At 62.8% G+C, this 17,517-nt stretch carries 14 protein-coding genes and 1 tRNA gene; 4 read left to right on the top strand and 11 right to left on the bottom strand.

The window, feature by feature from the left end:
* Positions 1–35 precede the first annotated feature (35 nt).
* The 5 genes from lon to B5525_RS33405 form a co-directional block, all read right to left on the bottom strand.
* The gene (lon, locus tag B5525_RS33385) at positions 36–2,465 is read right to left on the bottom strand and encodes an endopeptidase La (protein WP_079570045.1); all 2,430 of its coding nucleotides are present in this window, start codon (positions 2,463–2,465) and stop codon (positions 36–38) included.
* A gap of 312 nt (positions 2,466–2,777) precedes the next feature.
* Positions 2,778–4,052, bottom strand: a complete 1,275-nt coding sequence (clpX, locus tag B5525_RS33390; protein ID WP_079570046.1) for an ATP-dependent Clp protease ATP-binding subunit ClpX — start codon at positions 4,050–4,052, stop codon at positions 2,778–2,780.
* A gap of 429 nt (positions 4,053–4,481) precedes the next feature.
* The gene (locus B5525_RS33395) at positions 4,482–5,117 is read right to left on the bottom strand and encodes an ATP-dependent Clp protease proteolytic subunit (RefSeq protein WP_079570048.1); all 636 of its coding nucleotides are present in this window, start codon (positions 5,115–5,117) and stop codon (positions 4,482–4,484) included.
* 283 nt (positions 5,118–5,400) lie between these two features.
* Complete coding sequence (gene tig, locus B5525_RS33400; RefSeq protein WP_079570049.1) at positions 5,401–6,762, bottom strand: trigger factor; 1,362 nt, start codon at positions 6,760–6,762, stop codon at positions 5,401–5,403.
* 176 nt (positions 6,763–6,938) lie between these two features.
* Positions 6,939–7,023, bottom strand: a tRNA-Leu gene (locus B5525_RS33405).
* Between the two features lie 143 nt (positions 7,024–7,166).
* Between B5525_RS33405 and B5525_RS33410 the strand changes: the two genes are divergently transcribed.
* The gene (locus B5525_RS33410; RefSeq protein WP_338075237.1) at positions 7,167–8,609 is read left to right on the top strand and encodes a multicopper oxidase family protein; all 1,443 of its coding nucleotides are present in this window, start codon (positions 7,167–7,169) and stop codon (positions 8,607–8,609) included.
* 179 nt (positions 8,610–8,788) lie between these two features.
* Here the strand turns inward: B5525_RS33410 and B5525_RS33415 are convergent, their stop codons facing one another.
* Positions 8,789–10,288, bottom strand: coding sequence for an NAD(P)H-hydrate dehydratase (locus B5525_RS33415; RefSeq protein WP_079570051.1), 1,500 nt, complete (start codon positions 10,286–10,288; stop codon positions 8,789–8,791).
* 365 nt (positions 10,289–10,653) lie between these two features.
* On the opposite strand from B5525_RS33415, the gene B5525_RS33420 reads away from it, so the two are divergent.
* Together B5525_RS33420 and glnA are read left to right on the top strand one after the other, a co-directional pair.
* The gene (locus B5525_RS33420; protein ID WP_007603495.1) at positions 10,654–10,992 is read left to right on the top strand and encodes a P-II family nitrogen regulator; all 339 of its coding nucleotides are present in this window, start codon (positions 10,654–10,656) and stop codon (positions 10,990–10,992) included.
* A 144-nt stretch (positions 10,993–11,136) separates the two neighbouring features.
* Positions 11,137–12,546 carry a type I glutamate--ammonia ligase gene (gene glnA / locus B5525_RS33425; RefSeq protein ID WP_079570052.1) on the top strand — a complete coding sequence of 470 codons (1,410 nt, stop codon included), beginning with the start codon at positions 11,137–11,139 and terminating at the stop codon, positions 12,544–12,546.
* 99 nt (positions 12,547–12,645) lie between these two features.
* Here the strand turns inward: glnA and B5525_RS33430 are convergent, their stop codons facing one another.
* Positions 12,646–13,410 carry a gamma-glutamyl-gamma-aminobutyrate hydrolase family protein gene (locus tag B5525_RS33430; RefSeq protein WP_079570053.1) on the bottom strand — a complete coding sequence of 255 codons (765 nt, stop codon included), beginning with the start codon at positions 13,408–13,410 and terminating at the stop codon, positions 12,646–12,648.
* 96 nt (positions 13,411–13,506) lie between these two features.
* Positions 13,507–14,199 (bottom strand): hypothetical protein, encoded by a 693-nt coding sequence (locus B5525_RS33435; RefSeq protein WP_079570055.1) that lies wholly within the window; start codon positions 14,197–14,199, stop codon positions 13,507–13,509.
* Positions 14,200–14,342: 143 nt separating this feature from the next.
* On the opposite strand from B5525_RS33435, the gene B5525_RS33440 reads away from it, so the two are divergent.
* Positions 14,343–15,473 (top strand): AI-2E family transporter, encoded by a 1,131-nt coding sequence (locus tag B5525_RS33440; RefSeq protein WP_079570056.1) that lies wholly within the window; start codon positions 14,343–14,345, stop codon positions 15,471–15,473.
* Between the two features lie 24 nt (positions 15,474–15,497).
* On the opposite strand, the gene B5525_RS33445 is transcribed toward B5525_RS33440, so the two are convergent.
* The 3 genes from B5525_RS33445 to B5525_RS33455 form a co-directional block, all read right to left on the bottom strand.
* Positions 15,498–15,800 carry an antibiotic biosynthesis monooxygenase family protein gene (locus B5525_RS33445; RefSeq protein ID WP_079574123.1) on the bottom strand — a complete coding sequence of 101 codons (303 nt, stop codon included), beginning with the start codon at positions 15,798–15,800 and terminating at the stop codon, positions 15,498–15,500.
* Between the two features lie 106 nt (positions 15,801–15,906).
* Positions 15,907–16,143, bottom strand: coding sequence for a hypothetical protein (locus B5525_RS33450; RefSeq protein WP_079570058.1), 237 nt, complete (start codon positions 16,141–16,143; stop codon positions 15,907–15,909).
* 59 nt (positions 16,144–16,202) lie between these two features.
* Positions 16,203–17,423, bottom strand: coding sequence for a GGDEF domain-containing protein (locus tag B5525_RS33455; RefSeq protein ID WP_079570060.1), 1,221 nt, complete (start codon positions 17,421–17,423; stop codon positions 16,203–16,205).
* Positions 17,424–17,517 lie beyond the last annotated feature (94 nt).

Here is a 17,517-nt window from a genome sequence, read left to right on the forward strand (position 1 = left end):
CAAGGGCGCCGCTTTAGCATTTTAGATTGAATCGTTCAGTGCGCGGTCAGGCCACCGGCGGCTTCGTCGCCGGCTTCCGGCTTGACCGGCACCTTGCCGGTATCCTCTTCCCAGACAATCGGCACCGGAGGCCGCACCAGCGCCTTGGAGATCACGTCATCCAGCCGAGCCACCGGAATGATCGTCATCCCGCCCTTGATCGCATCGGAAATCTCCGTGAGATCCTTGGCGTTGTCCTCGGGGATCAGCACCGTCTTGATGCCGCCGCGCGCGGCCGCCAGCAGCTTCTCCTTCAAGCCGCCGATCGGCAGCACCCGCCCGCGCAGCGTGATCTCGCCCGTCATGGCGACATCATGCCGGACCGGAATCCCGGTCATGATCGAAACGATCGCGGTCGCCATCGCCACACCCGCCGACGGTCCGTCCTTCGGGGTCGCCCCCTCCGGCACGTGGACGTGGATGTCGCGCTTGTCGAACAGCGGCGGCTCGATGCCGAAGCCGACGGCGCGCGAGCGGACATAGGAGGCCGCCGCCGAAATCGACTCCTTCATCACGTCGCGCAGATTGCCCGTGACCGTCATCTTGCCCTTGCCGGGCATCATGACGCCTTCGATCGTGAGCAGCTCACCGCCGACATCGGTCCAGGCAAGGCCCGTGACAATGCCGACCTGCGGCTCGCTCTCGATCTCGCCATAGCGATATTTCGGCACGCCGAGGAATTCCTCGAGCGACTTCTCGGTCACCTTCACCGACTTCTTCTTGGAGATCATCAGCTCCTTCACCGCCTTGCGGGCGAGTGTCGAAAGCTCACGCTCCAGGTTACGCACGCCCGCTTCGCGGGTGTAGCGCCGGATCATCAACAGCAACGCCTCGTCGTCGATCGACCATTCCTTGGAATCCAGGCCGTGCTTGGCGATCGCGTTCGGGATCAGATGCTTGCGCGCGATCTCGACCTTCTCGTTCTCGGTATAGCCGGCGATCCGGATGATCTCCATGCGGTCCATCAGCGGCCCCGGAATATTCAGCGTATTCGCGGTCGTGATGAACATCACGTTGGAGAGATCGTAATCGACCTCGAGATAGTGGTCGTTGAAGGTCGAGTTCTGCTCGGGGTCCAGGACCTCAAGCAGCGCCGAGGACGGATCGCCGCGGAAATCGGCGCCCATCTTGTCGATCTCGTCCAGCAGGAACAGCGGGTTCGAGGTCTTCGCCTTGCGCATCGACTGGATGATCTTGCCGGGCATCGAGCCGATATAGGTGCGGCGGTGACCGCGGATCTCCGCTTCATCGCGCACGCCGCCGAGCGACACGCGCACGAATTCGCGCCCCGTCGCTTTCGCGATCGACTTGCCGAGCGAGGTCTTGCCGACGCCGGGAGGCCCGACCAGGCACAGGATCGGTCCGGTCAGCTTGTTGGCGCGCGACTGCACCGCCAGATACTCGACGATGCGGTCCTTGACCTTCTCGAGCCCGTAATGATCGCTGTCGAGCACGGCTTGCGCCGCGACCAGGTCCTTCTTGACCTTGGACTTCTTGTTCCACGGGATCGACAGCAGCCAGTCGAGATAGTTGCGCACGACGGTCGCTTCCGCGGACATCGGCGACATCTGGCGCAGCTTCTTCAACTCGTGCTGTGCCTTCTCGCGGGCTTCCTTGGAGAGCTTGGTCTTGGCGATCTTCTCTTCCAGATCGGCCAGCTCGTCACGACCTTCGTCGTCGCCGAGCTCCTTCTGGATCGCCTTCATCTGCTCGTTGAGATAATATTCGCGCTGGGTCTTCTCCATCTGGCGCTTGACGCGCGAGCGGATGCGCTTCTCGACCTGCAGCACCGAGATCTCGCTCTCCATCAGCCCGAGCACCTTCTCGAGGCGCGCGGTCACCGACAGCGTCTCCAGGATACCCTGGCGATCGGCGATCTTGACGGCGAGATGGGAGGCGACGGTGTCGCCGAGCTTGGCGAAATCGGTGATGGCCTGAACCACGCCGACGACTTCGGCAGAAATCTTCTTGTTCAGCTTCACATAGCTTTCGAAGTCGGACACGACCGAGCGCGCCAGAGCTTCGGCCTCGACGGATTTGGCATCGGTATCGGCGAGCGCGATGGCGGTCGCCTCGTAATATTCCGACCGGTCGCTGTATTTCTGGACGCGCGCGCGCTCGAGGCCTTCGACCAGCACCTTCACGGTGCCGTCGGGCAATTTGAGCAGCTGCAGGACGCTGGCAAGCGTGCCGGTTTCATAGATCGAATCCGGGCTCGGATCATCGTCCGACGCGTTCTTCTGCGTCGCCAGCATGATCAAGGCGTCGTTCTTCATCACTTCTTCGAGCGCACGGATCGACTTCTCGCGGCCGACGAACAGCGGCACGATCATGTGCGGGAAGACGACGATGTCGCGAAGCGGCAGCACCGGGTAAGCGTGGCTTTCGCCGTGGACGATAGATGGCCGGGGTTTCGGGGTCGTCATGGCCTATTCCTTTTGTTGTGCCCCCTTGCACGCAGTCCGCTGTTTTGCGCAACCGCCACAAGGTGCCGGGATGTTCCGGGACTGATGACCGCCTCTTGCGGCCGACATTTCCGGATCGTTGGTGCGACGAATCTCAAGGTTGGGTCTTCATCGCCGACAGCATTAGGTGGCTATCGACCATGGGGGTGTCAAGTGATGAAAAAGCCCGCCAATCGGGCCTAAGTCGCAAGGTAATGCTGCGCAAACGCGGCCGTCGAAAGTCTCGACGGCCGTTACTTCTTGCACACCTCAACTCACCCGCAGCCAGCGCGATCAGGCGCTGGCGCTGCTCTCGACGGCGCGGTCGGAACGATCCGCGTAGATGTAGAGCGGGCGAGCGGTGCCCTCCACCACTTCGCGCGAGATCACGACCTCTTCGACGCCTTCCAGGCCCGGAAGATCGAACATGGTCTCGAGCAGGATGCTCTCCAGGATCGAACGCAAGCCGCGCGCGCCGGTCTTGCGCTCGATCGCCCTGCGGGCGACCGCGCCAAGTGCCTCGTCGGCGAAGGTCAGCTCGATATTCTCCATTTCGAACAGGCGCTGGTACTGCTTCACCAGCGCGTTCTTCGGATCGGTCAGAATCTTCTTCAGCGAGGTCTCGTCGAGATCCTCCAGCGTCGCGACCACCGGCAGGCGGCCGACGAACTCGGGGATCAGGCCGTATTTCAAGAGATCCTCAGGCTCGACGTGGCGGAAGATTTCGCCGGTACGGCGGTCTTCCGGCGCCAGCACTTGCGCTGCGAAGCCGATCGAGGTCGAGCGGCCGCGCGCGGAGATGATCTTCTCCAGCCCGGAGAAGGCGCCGCCGCAAATGAACAGGATATTGGTGGTGTCGACCTGCAGGAATTCCTGCTGCGGATGCTTGCGGCCGCCCTGTGGAGGAACCGAAGCCACCGTGCCTTCCATGATCTTCAACAGCGCCTGCTGGACACCCTCGCCCGACACGTCGCGGGTGATCGAGGGATTGTCGGACTTGCGGCTGATCTTGTCGATTTCGTCGATATAGACGATGCCACGCTGCGCCCGCTCGACATTGTAGTCGGCCGACTGCAGCAGCTTCAGGATGATGTTCTCGACGTCCTCGCCGACATAACCGGCTTCGGTCAGGGTCGTCGCATCCGCCATCGTGAACGGCACGTCGAGAATCCGCGCCAGCGTCTGCGCCAGCAGCGTCTTTCCCGAGCCGGTCGGACCGATCAGCAGGATGTTCGACTTCGCAAGCTCGACGTCGTTGTGCTTGGTCTGGTGATTGAGGCGCTTGTAGTGATTGTGGACCGCGACCGACAACACCTTCTTGGCATGGCTCTGGCCGATGACGTAATCGTCGAGGACCTTGCAGATTTCCTTCGGGGTCGGGATGCCGTCGCGCGACTTCACCAGCGAGGATTTGTTTTCCTCGCGGATGATATCCATGCACAGTTCGACGCATTCATCGCAAATGAAAACGGTTGGACCCGCGATCAGTTTGCGAACTTCGTGCTGGCTCTTGCCGCAGAACGAGCAATAAAGCGTGTTCTTGGAGTCGCTCGTGCCGACCTTACTCATTCTTCTCTCCGTCCGCCGTTCGATCCCGTCCGCTCGATCGCCCTATTCCGGTACACACCGGCTCATAGTTCTAGATAGAGCAAATTTCGTACCAAAAAAGACCCTACATTCCAGATGCCGCACTCGGACTGCGGCGCACTCGAATCTCCTGCGACCCTGGCCGATCCCGCCTAGCCAACCATGGTCGCACCCGACTATCAAGAATTCGCTAATCGGCCGACCATCCGCTACCCGTGACAATACCGTGATTTGCGAGGTTCGCACGAGCGAAACCTGCCGAAATCAGCCAAGCGTTGCGCGATTGTCACGCCGCCAAATGAGCACGAAAGCGGAACTTTTTGCCCGCGCGAGGGCATTATAGTGCCGCTAGCGGCCAAAAGGGCCTAACGCAATAGTCCGTTAACGTTGCCGCGGGCGCAATCCGTGGTCCTACGTGGTCTTCATGGGGACCGGGTCTTCCATGCGCTTGTCGATCACCTTGTCGACAATCCCGAAGTCACGCGCCATCTCGGCGGTCAGGAACTTGTCGCGTTCCAGCGCATCCTCGATCGCCTTGTAGGTCTGGCCGGTATGTTTAACGTAGATCTCGTTGAGCCGCTTTTTCAAGTTCAGGATTTCCTGGGCGTGCAGCATGATGTCGGTCGCCTGACCTTGGAAGCCGCCGGAGGGCTGGTGGACCATGATACGCGAATTCGGCAGCGAGAACCGCATGTCCTTGTGGCCGGCGCACAGGAGCAGCGAACCCATCGAGGCCGCCTGCCCGGTGCATAGCGTGGACACCGGCGGACGGATGAACTGCATGGTGTCGTAGATCGCGAGGCCCGATGTCACCACGCCGCCGGGCGAGTTGATGTACATCGAGATTTCCTTCTTCGGATTCTCGGCCTCGAGAAACAGAAGCTGCGCCACCGTCAGCGTCGACATGCCATCTTCGACCGGGCCGGTCACGAAGATGATGCGCTCCTTCAGGAGGCGCGAGAAAATGTCGTAAGCGCGTTCGCCGCGGTTGGTCTGCTCGACCACCATCGGCACGAGGTTCATGTAGGTTTCCACCGGATCGCGCATTAGTCACCCAAAGGTTTGTAAAAGAGGGTTTGTAGATAGAAGGTTAGTAGACGGTTTGACCGACGAACTTCCATCGGCAAGACAGAACCGGCTGGAATTGCCAGGCACGGACGAACGTCCCGTGATGCAGGACTTAAAGGCAGGCTGACAGATATGGGCCAATTCCCCGGTAGCAAGCCCGGGCAAATAGCGGGGTTGATCTGCCGCACTTGAAGCTGATTCGGACGGGCGGGCATAGCGACGGCGGCCGCCGCCCAGCCGCTTTCACTTCTCAACCTTAACGTCAGGCGGCGCTCTTCTCGACCTCCTCGTCCCTGTAGAGTTCCTCGCGGGCCACCTTCTTCTCAGTCACGTTGGCGAGTTCAAGGATGAAATCGACTACCTTGTCTTCATAGATCGGAGCGCGAAGCTGGGCCAGCGCATTGGCATTGTTGCGGTAGTAGTCCCAGACCTCTTTCTCGCGACCGGGCATCTGGCGCGCGCGTTCGATCACCGCGCGGCCGACTTCGTCGTCGGTGACCGTAATCTTGTTCTTCTCGCCGATCTCCGACAGCACGAGGCCGAGCCTCACCCTTCGGTCGGCGATCTTGTGGTATTCTTCCTTCGCCGCCTCTTCCGTGGTGTCTTCGTCGGCGAAGGTCTTGCCGCTCGACTCCATCTCGGCCTTGATCGAGTTCCACATCAGATTGAATTCTTCCTCGACCAGCGACGGCGGCGCCTCGAAGCGGTGGGCCTCGTCGAGACGGTCGAGCAACATGCGCTTGACGCGCTGGCGGGTCGCGCCGGCGAATTCCGCCGTCAGCCGCTCGCGCGCGGCTTCCTTCAGCTTGTCGAGCGATTCCAGCCCGAGCGCCTTGGCGAACTCGTCGTCGATCTTGGTCTCCTGCGGCGCTTCGACCAGGGTCGCGGTGGTCTCGAACTCGGCCGGCTGGCCGGCGAGTTTCTCGCTGGCGTAGTTCTTCGGGAAGGAAACCTTCAGGGTGCGGGTTTCGCCCTGGGCGATACCGGTCAGCTGTTCCTCGAAGCCGGGAATGAAGGTGTTGGAGCCGATGGTGACCTGGATGTTCTCGCCGGTGCCGCCGTCAAACGGCACGCCGTCGATGGTGCCCTTGAACGAGATCGTAACCCGATCCCAGCTCTCGGCCTTGGCGCCCTCGCCCTTCGCGGCATAAGACCTGTTGCCATCGGCGATCCGCTTGATGGCTTGATCGACATCGGCCTCGGTCACATCGGCGACCGGCTTCTCGACGGTAAAGCTCTTGAAGTCGGCAAGCGCAATCGCCGGCACGACCTCGATCGAGACCGTATAGGTGAGATCGGATTTTCCGGCGAGGATATTCTCGACGGCTTTTTCTTCCGTCGGCATGGTGATTTTGGGCTCGGTCGCGAGCCGGAAGCCGCGCTCGGTGAAGATCTGCGAATTGGTATCGCGGATGGTCTGGTCGATGGTCTCGGCCATCACCGAACGGCCATAGACCTTCTTGAGGTGGCTCACTGGGACCTTGCCCGGACGGAAGCCGTTGAGACGGACCTTGTCCTTGAGATCGACCAGACGGGCATCCGCCTTGGCATCGAGGTCCGATGCGGGAACGCTGATCCGGAATTCGTGTTTCAATCCCTCGACGAGGGTTTCTGTGACCTGCATGGTGCCAATCTTCTTCCCGCTTTTGTCCGACCTTTCGGCGCGGACATTTGTCAATCTCGTCGACGCGCAGCTTTTGAGCCTGCGTCAGTGGTTCGGCGGACCCGTTTCTCTTCGGGCAAGTCGCCCCTTCGAAAAACAAATCCTCCAGCAATCGTCATGCAAACGCTGTCAGCGCTTGGTGCGGGCGGAGGGACTCGAACCCCCACAACTTTCGTCACTGGAACCTAAATCCAGCGCGTCTACCAGTTCCGCCACGCCCGCTGATCGCATCATGTCCGGCCGCAACGCCCGAGCACGATGCCGAAAAATGTGCAACGGTTTTCGGGCGGCCATCATGCTCCAACTTAATGGAATCGATCACGTTTATGATTTGGACGCCCGCATCCAAATCCCGAACGTGATCGTTGCGGCGGGCTTATAACATGGGCCAACCTGTTCGCAGCAAAAAAATGGCCGATTCAGACCTCCCGGGAGGTACCTGCACCAACTGGACATATCCAGCGGAAAATGGCCGCATCAACCTCATGGCAGATCGAATCTTCCGGTTAGACCGGCGCGAGCTTTTGACCGGGTTGGGCATTGCAGCCCTTGGTGCGTCCCTGCCGGATATCGCGACCGCTCAAGGCCGCCTGTCGCTGAAGCTGCAGGCCAAGGCAGGCAGTCTCGCCCTGCGTGCGGGCCAATCGGAAACCTTGATATGGTCGCTCCAGGGCTCGCCGCCAGACCCCCCTTTGCGTTTCCGGCGCGGCGACGAGCTTGAACTCACCCTCCAGAACGACCTGCCAGTACCGGCGGTGCTGAACTGGCGCGGGCTCGACGGGGTCGTGGCCGCCGAACCGCTTGCGGCGCGGCCGCCGCTGGCGTCGGCGGCAAAGGAAAGCCTAGTGATTCCATGGCGTCATGCCGGCACGCTCCTGTGTGACCTCAGCTTGCTGGGTGGAGGGGCGGCGCGGCCCAGCCGGGGATTGCCGGTGATCGTAGCCGAGAGTGAACCGGTCGCCGTCGACCGCGACGAGATGTTCCTGATCGAGGATTGGCGGCTGCGCCCGGACGGGATCGCGATCGCGCCCGGCGTCGAACCGACGGACACGACGCCGCTTTACACCGTCAATGGGCTGCAGACGCCGGATATCGCGATGCGCGCCCGCGAACGGCTGCGATTCCGCTTCGTCAATGGCTGCCAACGGACTGTCATTGCGGTCAAAATGGACGGGTATGAGGTCCGGGTGATGGCCCTGGATAGCCAGCCGGCTGAGCCGTTCCCGGCGCGGAACAGCGCGATCGTGCTGGCGCCGGGAGGTCGGGCCGACGCGTTCGTCGACGCTGGCGAAACGCCCGGTACTACCTCACCTGTCCTCTTGCACGACGGCAAGGAGGCCCGGCCGATCGCCCGCCTAATCGTTTCCAGCGAGCCGGCCCTGCGGGCCGCCGCCCTCCCCGCCGCGCCGGCGCTGCCATCCAATGGCTTGCCGGCCGAGCTTGACCTCAGGAGCGCCCAACGTTTTGAAGTGACGCTCGGCGGCCCGCAGGGCGACTGGGTGCGGCCTGCGGATTTTGCCGGATCGGCGGCGCCGGCGTTCGCTGCCAGGGCCGGCCGCACCGTGGTGCTCGCCCTGACCAATCGCGGCGTCATCCCGACCGTATTCCATCTCCATGGCCATCACTTCCGCCTGCTGGACCGACTCGACGACGGCTGGAAGCCGTTCTGGCTGGATACACTGGCGATCGATGCCGGGCAGACGCAGCGGGTCGCCTTCGCCGCCGAGCACGCCGGCCGCTGGCTGATCGAGGTTGTCGCCACCGACTGGGCGGCGGCGCGCCTCGTGCGATGGTACAATGTCGCGTGAGGCAACCGCCGCGCGCCGTCGTCTCCTCAGGCCACTTGAAGCCTCCTGCTTCGCAGGAGCCCTGCGCTCTCTGACGCTTCGTCCGGATGTCAAAAGCTGCAGCCGCATCGCACCCTTCAGTGCCATGGCAGCGCATGATCAGAACGCGGTGACCGAGCGCTTGGCGGATATTGCTGCGCTCAATACTCGATGCCGAACGCGTCATAGAGGCTGCGGAACACAGCCGGCAGCGTCTCCGGCAGGTCTTCCGCGATAAGTCCCGGACCGGCCTCGCGCGCGGCCTCGCCATGCATCCAGACCCCGATCGAGGCGGCCTCGAACGCCGGCACACCCTGTGCCAGCAGACCTGCGATCATCCCTGACAGCACGTCGCCGGCGCCCGCGGTGGCGAGCCAGGGCGGCGCGTTGGCGGCGATGGTGGCGCGCCCATCGGGTGACGCCACCACCGTATCCGGTCCCTTGAGCAGCACGACGCTGCCCGCGCGTTCGGCGGCTGCCCGCACCCTTTCGAGCTTCGAGCGAAGTGGATGTTTGTTGCTGATGTCGCTGAACAGGCGGGGAAATTCTCCCTCATGCGGGGTCAGAACGACCTGCGGATCGTGCGATGCTTTAATCGCTTCGAACAGATGTTCAGGTGCTTCGGCAAAACTCGTCAGGGCGTCCGCATCGAGCACCAGGCCGCGTTGCGCCGTCAGCGCGGTGAGCACGAAATCGCGGGTCCGCTCGCCGGGACCCGCCCCCGGTCCGATCACGCAAGCGTTGAGACGCTTGTCGGTCAGGAGTTCGGCGAACTCGATCGTGGTGTCGATGGGGCGGACCATCACCGCGGTCAGCGCCGCGGCGTTGACGGTGAGTGCGTCGCGCGGCGAGGCCAGCGTAACGAGGCCGGCGCCCGCCCGCAACGCGCCGCGCGCCGACATCCGCGCGGCTCCCGTCGCTGCGATGTCGCCGGAAACGACGACGGTGTGGCCGCGGGCGTATTTGTGTCCCTCGATTTTCGGCACCGGAAACGATTCGCGCCAGGTGTCCGGGATGTTCTCGAACGTCCGCGGGGCAATTTCCGCAAGCACTGCGAGATCGATGCCGATATCGGCGACGCGCACGCGGCCGCAATGCACGCGGCCGGGCAACAGTAAATGCGCGGGCTTGCGCCGGAAAAAGGTGACGGTCTCGGCGGCGCGAACCGCGATGCCCATGACGGATCCGCTGGTGCCGTTGATGCCGCTCGGCAGATCGACGGCGAGAACCGGCGCGCCGTTGGCGTTGATCGCCTCGATCACGTCATGCGCTTCGCCCTTGACCGGCCGGTCGAGACCGGCCCCGAACAGCGCATCGATGATCAGAGCGGGCTTGCCGATCGCCTGCGGATTGAACGGCAACAGCGGATGTTTCCACCCCTTCGCCGCGGAGGCCGCGTCGCCCTGCAGGCTCTCCCGCTCGCACAACAGCATCACCGAAACCTCGCGGCCGCGCGCCGACAGCTCCGCCGCCGCCACGAAACCGTCGCCACCATTGTTGCCGGGCCCGGCCACAACGAGGATCGGCCCCTCCTCCACCAGCTCCATCGCAGCCTCCGCGACGACCTGGCCGGCACTCAGCATCAGAGCGAAGCCGGGCGTGCCCGCAGCAATGGTGAGCCGATCGGCACGTTCCATTTCAGCCGTTGTGAGAACTTCCATGCCAAATCCCTGGTAAAAGCGCCTTATCCTGAGGCATTTCTTATGCCACGCGTAGCCCAATCCCCAGCAGTTGCATACCGATTGATCTGTTTGCCTATTTGGTGTGCTGAGCTATGGTGAAGCTATCAGCCCACCCGCTGGCGAATGCCAGATAAAAGGCTGATAACATTTCAAAATCAGGCGTCTTAATAACTTGGCATAGACCCTGCTTTTGAGGAAGTCGGCTCTGGATGATCGTGCTCAACGCCAATTGTTGGTATTCCCCGGCTACACGTCAGGACGAACGATCGAACAACCTGCGCGATATCGCGCAACGTCGAAGCAAGTCTGCTGTCTGAATTTTGGAAATGCCCGGGAGGCGCTCAGTGAAGAAGATCGAAGCCATCATCAAGCCATTCAAGCTCGACGAGGTAAAGGAAGCGCTCCAGGAAGTCGGACTGCAAGGCATTACCGTAACCGAGGCCAAGGGTTTCGGACGCCAGAAGGGGCACGCCGAACTCTATCGCGGTGCGGAATATATCGTGGACTTCCTGCCCAAGGTGAAGATCGAGATCGTGATCGGGGACGACCTGGTCGAGCGGGCGATCGACGCCATCAGGCGCGCGGCCCAGACCGGGCGCATCGGCGACGGCAAGATCTTCGTGTCCAACATCGAGGAAGCCATCCGCATCAGGACAGGCGAATCCGGGCTGGACGCCATCTGAGCCGGAGTTGCGAACCAACCGCATTTGTGACCGGAGTGGGCGATAGTCTGATATTGTATTGAACTTCCCCCGATTGTATTGAGCTTGACCGACGGTCTCGGCCCATGGCCAGATCGCGACGACCTGTAGCCAAAAGGGGTACTCATGAAGACCGCCAAAGACGTCCTGAAATCGATCAAGGACAACGACGTCAAATACGTCGACCTGCGCTTTACCGATCCGCGCGGCAAGTGGCAGCATGTGACTTTCGACGTCGGGATGATCGAAGAGGAAACGTTCGCCGAAGGCCTCATGTTTGACGGCTCCTCGATCGCCGGCTGGAAGGCAATCAACGAATCCGACATGTGCCTGATGCCCGATCCGGTCACCGCGACGATCGATCCGTTCTTCGCCGAGACCACCCTGGTCATCACCTGCGACGTGCTGGAACCGACCACCGGCGAACCCTACAACCGCGACCCGCGCGGCATGGCCAAGAAGGCCGAGGCGATGGTCAAGTCGATGGGCGTCGGCGACACCGTGTTCTTCGGACCGGAAGCCGAATTCTTCGTGTTCGACGACGTGCGCTACCAGACCACGCCTTACAACACCGGCTTCAAGCTGGATTCGGTCGAACTGCCGATCAATTCGGACACCGAATATGAGGGCGGCAATCTCGGTCACCGCATCCGCACCAAGGCCGGCTACTTCCCGGTGCCGCCGCAGGACTCGGTGCAGGACATGCGCTCGGAAATGCTCGGCGCGATGGCCAAGATGGGCGTCAAGGTCGAGAAGCATCACCACGAAGTCGCCTCCGCCCAGCACGAGCTCGGCATGAAGTTCGACACGCTGACGCTGATGGCCGACCAGATGCAGATCTACAAATATTGCATCCATCAGGTCGCCCACATCTACGGCAAGACCGCCACCTTCATGCCGAAGCCGGTGTATGGCGACAACGGCTCGGGCATGCACTGCCACCAGTCGATCTGGAAGGACGGCAAGCCGGTGTTCGCCGGCAACAAATACGCCGACCTCTCGGAGACCTGCCTGTCCTACATCGCCGGCATCATCAAGCACGCCAAGGCGATCAACGCCTTCACCAACCCGTCGACCAACTCCTACAAGCGTCTGGTCCCGGGCTACGAGGCGCCGGTGCTGCTCGCCTACTCCGCGCGCAACCGCTCGGCTTCGTGCCGCATCCCCTACACCTCGAACCCGAAGGCCAAGCGCGTCGAGGTGCGTTTCCCCGATCCGATGGCCAATCCCTATCTCGGCTTCGCCGCGATGCTGATGGCCGGCCTCGACGGCGTCAAGAACAAGCTCGATCCGGGCCCGGCGATGGACAAGGATCTGTACGATCTGCCGAAGGAAGAGCTGAAGCAGATTCCAACCGTCTGCGGCTCGCTGCGCGAGGCGCTGGAAAATCTCGACAAGGACCGCGCCTTCCTCAAGAACGGCGGCGTGTTCGACGACGACTTCATCGACGCCTATATCGAGCTGAAGATGACCGAAGTCGAGCGCTTCGAAATGACCCCGCATCCGGTCGAATTCGACATGTACTACTCGCTGTGAGCTGACGCGCTTCCGCGCATCACTGTCCGACAATGCAAAAGGCGCTTCCGGTGGAAGCGCCTTTTTTGCGCGATTTTCCTTTTCCGCAATGAAAACGCGCTAACGCTTCTGCGCCACCAGTGCCTCGCCGAAAGCCTCGAACAGCGCCCGGTTGATCGGGTTGCGCTGCGGATCGTATTCGGCGTGCCACTGCACGCCGAGCGCAAAGCCTGGCGCGTCGGCGATCCGGATCGCCTCAATGGTGCCGTCCTCCGCGACGCCCTCGATCACGACCCGCTTGCCCGGCTCGAGGATCCCCTGGCCGTGCAACGAGTTGACGCGGATGCTCTCGCATTTGAGGATTTGCGCAAACGCGCCGCCGGGAACGAGGCTGACCTCGTGGCGGTCGGCGAAGATGACCTTGGGATCGGGGTGGATTTCACCGTTCTCCAGCCGCGGCATGCGGTGGTTCATCCGGCCGGGCAGCTCGCGGATTTCCGGATGCAGCGAGCCGCCGAAGGCGACGTTCATCTCCTGCAGGCCGCGGCAGATCCCGAACAGCGGCACGCCGCGGGCGACACAGGCTTCCGACAGCGCCAGCGCCAGATCGTCGCGCTTGATGTCGTAGGGTTCATGGCGGGGATCCGGCTCGGTGCCGAACCGCGTCGGGTGGACATTAGCGCGGGCGCCGGTCAGCACCACGCCGTCGACGGTATCCAGCAACGCGCCGATATCGGTGATATCGGGGCAGCCGGCGAACATCAGTGGCAGCGCGCCCGAAACCTCGGCGACCGCGCGGAGATTGCGCTCTCCGACCATCTGTGTCGCAAATCGATTTTCGATGCGGTAGGCGTTTCCGATAACCCCGACCACCGGCCTTTTCATCGTCTTCAATGCCGATTCTCACCTCGCAAAGGTCAGTTGCCGATCATGCCTGCCGGCCGCCAAGGGATCAACAGGTTAGGCCGCAAGGCGGCGATGCTATTTCCGCGTAAAGGCTTCCCTGGCGTCGAAGGGTTCGCCGGTCGGCAATCCGGCCGCCTTGATCGCGGTCGCCGCCGAGCCATCCGCCGCGTTCAGCCACTTCAATTTCGCTTCGATCCCGCGCGTCACGGGCTCGCCGAGGGGTCCTCCGAAATCGAGCGGCCACAAACCGTTCGGCACCACCTCCGCCGTCACGCCGTGAAGGCGAAATCCGTTGCCGAACACCGCTTCCAGACCGTCCGGCGCGACCTTGCGCGCGGTTGCGGGATCGCCCGCGTCGGCGAACGTCAGCAGAACCGGAATCAGTGCGCCGGTCACCGCTGCCACCCCTGTCATCCCACTCATTTCATTGAATGTCGGATTGCGGCCGGCGGCCTTGTAGGCGCGCAGCGCTACGTAATTGATGTCGTCGAGATCGACCGTCTTGTCGACATGCGCCAGCAAGGCGACAAGGTTCTTGCCACCACCGAGATCGACGAACACGGCATCGCCCTTCGTCGCGGTGTGGCCGCGACGGCTGTAACCCCGGTCGGGATGCACCGACAGGACGCCGGAGGCCGCCTTGAGCCCGCCGGGCGTCTCCACCCCGATGGTAAGGCGATATTTGTGGCCGGGGCGGTTGATGCGAATCTGATCGCCGATGAAGAGCGCAGCCAATAGGGCCACCGGCCCCAGCCATTTGAAGTTCATGCCGCGCGCCCCCGCCTATTCCCTGTCCCGCTGATCGCTTGGCACAAGGCAGGCGCCGACGTCAAACCGGCGCGTCCGTCGAGCTTGATCCCGGGCGCAATTGACGAAAGAGTGCGGCTGCAAACCGGTTGAGAGAAGGAATCATGGTAGCAGTATCGGCTCGCGAACCTCGTCCGTCCCGCAACGACCTGGCATGGGCGATATCGGTCGGCGGCATCGGTATTGTCGGCTTTGCCACCCTGCTGCTGTTCACCTGGTACTATTCCGCGACACTGTTTCTGATTTTCGCGGGCATGCTGCTCGGCGTCGCGCTCAACGCCCTGACCGCGATGCTCGGCCGCATCGTCAAGCTGCCGCATCCGCTGCGGCTGACCATCGTCTGCCTGGTGCTGGCGACGTTGTTGTCGGGCGTGGTCTTCCTCGGCGGCGCCACCATCGCGCAACAGGCCACCGCGCTGAGCGATACGATCAAGGGACAATTGGTCGGCGTCAAAGCCTTCCTGGAGCGCAACGGCATCGATACCAGCTATTTCGAGCTCGGCAATTCCAGCGCGACACCGGCTTCGTCGACATCGGCAACGCCGAGCCCCGCACCAACGCATAACCTACCGAGCGCAGGCGCGCTGGCCTCCAGCGGCGGCGCGATCGTCAGCCAGACCTTCAAATTGCTGCTGGGCACCCTGAGCGCCGTCGGCAATTTCTTCATCGTCCTGTTTCTCGGACTGACCTTCGCGGCGCAGCCGGGCGTCTATCGCAGCGGGCTGTTGTTCATGGTCCCGGCGCGGCATCGCGCCCGCGCCACTGTGATCGTCGACCGCATCGGCGAGACGCTGGAGCGCTGGCTGATCGCGCAGATCATCACCATGTTCGTGGTCTTCGTCGTCACCTGGATCGGCCTCTCCATCATCGGCGTCCAGGGGTCGTTCATCCTGGGCATCCAGGCCGGATTGCTCACGTTCATTCCGACCGTCGGCGCGCTGATCGGCGGCTTGATCGTGGTGCTCGCGAGCCTTGCGTCCGGATGGGTCGCGGCATTCAGCGCATTCCTGCTGTTCCTCGGCATCCATGCGCTGGAAAGCTATATTCTAACGCCGATGCTGCAGCGCCAGGCGCTGGAGATTCCGCCGGCCACGCTGTTTGCGTTCCAGATCCTGCTCGGCGTCGTATTCGGCATCTGGGGGCTGGCGCTGGCGCTGCCGCTGATGGCGATCGTGAAGGTCATAATCGATTATTTCAAATCCGACGAGGCCACGGTGGAGCCGGTCGCGGCCTGAGGCCTCGCGGGACGCGGCGGACATTCAGCCCGCCGAGGTCAGCACCGTCTCGGTATGTTCGACCTCCGGCGGCGCGGCAAAATACTGGCCGACCAGCCCGCGCCACGCAGCGAAATCCTCGGAGCCCCGGAAATCGACGGTGTGATTTTCCAGCGTCTCCCACTTCGCCATCAACCGGTAGCGCTGCGGCTTCTCGATCGACTTGTGCAGTTCAAAACCCTTGCCGCCCTTGGCGCGCAGGAACAGCGGACGCGCTTTGGCGACTGCTGCTTCGAAATCCTTCTCGGTGCCGGGCTTGACGTCGATTTGGGCGATTTCGGTGATCATGGGATTTTCGGCCTCTCGTTGCGAACGCAACGTCTCTATCACCGAACCCCGGAAAAGAAAAAGGCGCCTCGCGGCGCCGCACTGCGTCATCTTCGGCCGCGGCCACTCATTTCAGCAGCAGCACCGTGCCGGCAACCAGCAGCGCGCAGCCGACAAACATCAAAGCGGGCCAGCGGTTGCGTGGCCGCTCGTAGCGGCCCTGCGCACGGCGTTCCCTGATCAACGCGGTCTCGTATTCGTCCGAATTCGAGAACATGCAGGCAAAGCCGCCGCGCGCCGATGCGGCTGCGGCTTCGAGCGACATCAGGGCGGCGTGGGCATTGCGGCTGCGGGGCGTGTTCATGGCCGGGATGATAGGTAGCGAATGGTAAGCGGCAGGTTACCGCCGCCAGCCGTCACCCCTCATGCCAGCTTGACGACGCCCGTCGGCTCCTGGCGCTGGGCGCCCAACTTCTTGCGGCGCTGGTTTTCCAGCGACAGCGGCAACTCTTCGGCCGCCTCGACCCGGTTGCGGCCAGTGCGTTTGGCCTGATAGAGCGCGGTATCGGCCGCCGCCAGCAGCACCTCCAGTTCGGTACCGGCCGGCCCGCCGGCGACGCCGATGCTGACGGTGGTATCGACCGGGCCGGTCTCCACCTCGATTCCGGAATTCGCAAAAGCGGTGCGCACCCTTTCGGCGGCAATCACGCCGTCTTCCAGCGAACACGGCAGCAAGGCCGCGAACTCCTCGCCGCCGACGCGCCCGGACAGGTCCGACAACCGCAACGTGTTGATCACGACGACGGCAAATAGTTTGAGAACCTCGTCGCCCGCGGCATGGCCGAAGCGGTCGTTGATTGACTTGAAATGGTCGATGTCGAAAATCAGCGCCGTCACCGGACGGCCGGCATGGGCTTCGCGATCGATCAGGCGCGAAGAGGCTTCCGCGAACCCGCGGCGATTGAACATGCCGGTCAACGGGTCCGTCGACGCCGCGTTCTTGTGCGCGATCACCGCGCGCTCGGAAACCAGAATGAAGATGACGAACACGGTGCCGATGGCATAGAGCACGAGTTCGACGGAGAAGCCGGTCACCCAGACGCTGGTGGCAAACTTGCCATCGTGGGGATCCAGCAGGCTGCCAAGCAGGATCGGCAGCATCAGCACGAATCCATGCATGACCGGCACCACGATCAGGGGCCAGCGCCGTTGCAACGGCCGGCGGCGCTCGGTCCATAACTCGGTGGCCGTCAGAGCCGCATAGAAGGCAACAATGCCGGCGCCGATCGTCACCCGCATCATGGAGGCCGGCGGCGCCAGCGTCATGGCGGCGGCGATCCAGGCGATGGCGCCCAGAACCAGCCCCGGCAGATTGGGCTTGCGGCCGTGGAACACGCGGGATGCGTTCCAGACCATGCCGCAGGCAATGAAGCCAACAGCATTCAGCGCCAGCGACAGCACTTCGTCGAGCGTGCCGCTGGTGACCGTCCAGATCCCGACCGAGGCCGCGCCCAGCAGATAGGCGCTTCCCCACCATTTCAGGGCCCGGATGTTTTCCTGCTTGCCGAATAGCAGCAGCATGGCTCCCAGCATGGCCGCGACCATGGTGGCGACGATGTAAAGCGTGGGGGTATCGAGCGACATGGGCCGTCCAGCGATCGTGATGCAGCATCTTGCTTGGCTGAAGGCGGAGCGCACGCCGTCAGCGGGATACAATCTACGACCGCTCTGTTCGAAA

It is taken from the genome of Bradyrhizobium erythrophlei (assembly GCF_900129505.1).
Classification (GTDB): Bacteria; Pseudomonadota; Alphaproteobacteria; order Rhizobiales; family Xanthobacteraceae; genus Bradyrhizobium; species Bradyrhizobium erythrophlei_D.

Coding starts and splice junctions, on each gene's coding strand:
- lon (WP_079570045.1), bottom strand. CDS start 2,465: ATGACGACCCCGAAACCCCGGCCATCTATCGTCCACGGCGAAAGCCAC.
- clpX (WP_079570046.1), bottom strand. CDS start 4,052: ATGAGTAAGGTCGGCACGAGCGACTCCAAGAACACGCTTTATTGCTCG.
- B5525_RS33395 (WP_079570048.1), bottom strand. CDS start 5,117: ATGCGCGATCCGGTGGAAACCTACATGAACCTCGTGCCGATGGTGGTC.
- tig (WP_079570049.1), bottom strand. CDS start 6,762: ATGCAGGTCACAGAAACCCTCGTCGAGGGATTGAAACACGAATTCCGG.
- B5525_RS33415 (WP_079570051.1), bottom strand. CDS start 10,288: ATGGAAGTTCTCACAACGGCTGAAATGGAACGTGCCGATCGGCTCACC.
- glnA (WP_079570052.1), top strand. CDS start 11,137: ATGAAGACCGCCAAAGACGTCCTGAAATCGATCAAGGACAACGACGTC.
- B5525_RS33430 (WP_079570053.1), bottom strand. CDS start 13,410: ATGAAAAGGCCGGTGGTCGGGGTTATCGGAAACGCCTACCGCATCGAA.
- B5525_RS33435 (WP_079570055.1), bottom strand. CDS start 14,199: ATGAACTTCAAATGGCTGGGGCCGGTGGCCCTATTGGCTGCGCTCTTC.
- B5525_RS33440 (WP_079570056.1), top strand. CDS start 14,343: ATGGTAGCAGTATCGGCTCGCGAACCTCGTCCGTCCCGCAACGACCTG.
- B5525_RS33445 (WP_079574123.1), bottom strand. CDS start 15,800: ATGATCACCGAAATCGCCCAAATCGACGTCAAGCCCGGCACCGAGAAG.
- B5525_RS33450 (WP_079570058.1), bottom strand. CDS start 16,143: ATGAACACGCCCCGCAGCCGCAATGCCCACGCCGCCCTGATGTCGCTC.
- B5525_RS33455 (WP_079570060.1), bottom strand. CDS start 17,423: ATGTCGCTCGATACCCCCACGCTTTACATCGTCGCCACCATGGTCGCG.